Annotated in this window: 2 protein-coding genes; both read left to right on the top strand. The window is 70.8% G+C overall.

Translation table 11 applies throughout. The features are described 5' to 3' along the window. The first annotated feature begins 118 nt into the window (after positions 1-118). Positions 119-1,147: an ATP-binding cassette domain-containing protein gene (locus ACFRCR_RS18560; protein WP_377679656.1), complete on the top strand. Its 1,029-nt coding sequence runs from the start codon at positions 119-121 to the stop codon at positions 1,145-1,147. Next, entirely contained in the window at positions 1,144-1,977 is an 834-nt protein-coding gene (locus ACFRCR_RS18555; protein WP_377679654.1) for an ABC transporter permease, read from the top strand. The genes ACFRCR_RS18560 and ACFRCR_RS18555 overlap by 4 nt, the downstream gene beginning before the upstream one ends. The last annotated feature ends 25 nt before the right edge of the window (positions 1,978-2,002 follow it).

The raw sequence follows: 2,002 nt of genomic DNA, 5'->3' as shown, positions 1-2,002 counted from the left end.
CTCGGGGACGGTGGCCCGTCTGCGTTCCCCGGTTCGCGACAGAGCCGTGACAGCGCCCTGACACCGGCGTGACAGGCACCTCCCGGAGGCTGGGTCCATCAGCCACCAGGAGGAATCCATGACCCACGAATGGGCGGTCGAGGCGCACGGCCTCGTCAAGACGTTCGGCGACAACCGGGCGGTCGACGGCGTCGACCTGAGCATCCGCACCGGCTCGGTGTACGGCGTGCTCGGCCCGAACGGCGCCGGCAAGACCACCACCATCAGCATGCTCGCGACGCTCCTGCGCCCCGACGCGGGCGAGGCCCGGGTCTTCGGGCACGACGTCGTCCGCGAGGCCCAGGTCGTGCGTCAGCTCATCGGCGTCACGGGCCAGTACGCCTCGGTCGACGAGACGCTGAGCGCGACCGAGAACCTCGTGATCTTCTCGCGCCTGCTCGGCCTGGGCCGCGCCGAGGCTCGACGCAAGGCCGCCGAGCTCCTCGAGACGTTCGGCCTGACCGAGGCGGCAACCCGCCCCCTGAAGAACTTCTCGGGCGGCATGCGCCGTCGTCTGGACCTCGCGGCGAGCCTCATCGCCCAGCCACCGCTGATCTTCCTCGACGAGCCCACGACGGGCCTCGACCCGCGCACCCGCGCGCAGATGTGGGACACGATCCGCGAGCTCGTCGCGACGGGTTCGACGGTCGTGCTCACGACGCAGTACCTCGACGAGGCCGACCAGCTCGCGGACCGGATCGCGGTCATCGACCGGGGCCGCGTGGTCGCCGAGGGCACGGCCGACGAGCTCAAGGACGCGGTGGGCAACCAGTCGCTCCAGCTCGGCCTGGTCGCGGCCGCGGACCTGGGGTCGGCGCTCGACATCGTGACGACGTTCGGCGTGCCCGCGACCACGTCCCCCGAGGCCCGGCGCATCACGGTCCCGGTGACGGGCCCCGACGAGGTCACGGACCTCCTGGTCCGGCTGCGCGAGGCCCGCATCGCGGTCGACTCGATCAGCATGGACAAGCCGAGCCTCGACGAGGTGTTCCTGACCCTCACGGGCCACGGCGTCGCGAACGACGGCGAGGACGACGCCCCGGGCACGGCCGCCGCCGGCGACGTCGCCCACGCCACCACCAGCACGCGAGAGGAAGCCCTGCGATGACCACGACCCTCACCGCTCCCCGTCAGCAGATCCAGGCCGGCTCCGACCGCAGCCTGTCCAACCGCACGAGCGTCGCTCAGACGGTGCGCAACACGTTCACCATGGCCTACCGCGGGCTCCTGAAGATCCGCCGGACGCCCGAGCAGCTCGTGGACGTGACGGTCCAGCCGATCCTGTTCACGCTCATGTTCACGTACATCTTCGGCGGCGCGATCGCGGGCGACGTCGTGAGCTACCTGCCCACGATCATCCCGGGCATCCTCGTGCAGACCGTCATCACGACGTCGGTCGTCACGGGCGTCCAGCTCCGCGAGGACATGGACAAGGGCGTGTTCGACCGCTTCCGGTCGCTGCCGATCGCGCGCATCGCGCCGTTGTCGGGCGCGCTGCTCGCGGACACCGTCCGGTACGGCATCGCGACGACCCTCACGTTCGCGATGGGCTACGCCATGGGCTACCGCCCCGAGGGCGGCCTGGGGTCGGTCGTCCTGGCGGGCCTGCTCGTGATCGTGTGCTCGTGGGCCGTGAGCTGGATCTTCGCGTTCTTCGGCGTGATCGCCCGGACGGCGTCGAGCGTCCAGGGGATCTCGATGATCATCCTGTTCCCGCTCACGTTCCTGTCGAACGCGTTCGTCCAGCCCGACACCATGCCGGGCTGGCTCCAGGGCTTCGTGAACGTCAACCCGGTCTCGCACCTGGTCACCGCGGTGCGCGCGCTGACGAACGACGGGGTGCTCGGTGCGGACGCGGTGATCTCGCTCGTCGGTGCGGCGGTCATCGTCGCGGTCTTCGCGCCCCTCACGGTGCGGGCGTACATGCGCAAGGCCTGAGCGTCGCGACCGACCGCGTACGAGC

The sequence above is a fragment of the Oerskovia sp. NPDC056781 genome (genome assembly GCF_042789955.1).
Lineage (GTDB): Bacteria > Actinomycetota > Actinomycetes > Actinomycetales > Cellulomonadaceae > Oerskovia > Oerskovia rustica.
The sequence above is the reverse complement of the archived record's forward strand: the minus strand, read 5'-3'. Positions and strand labels throughout refer to the sequence as shown.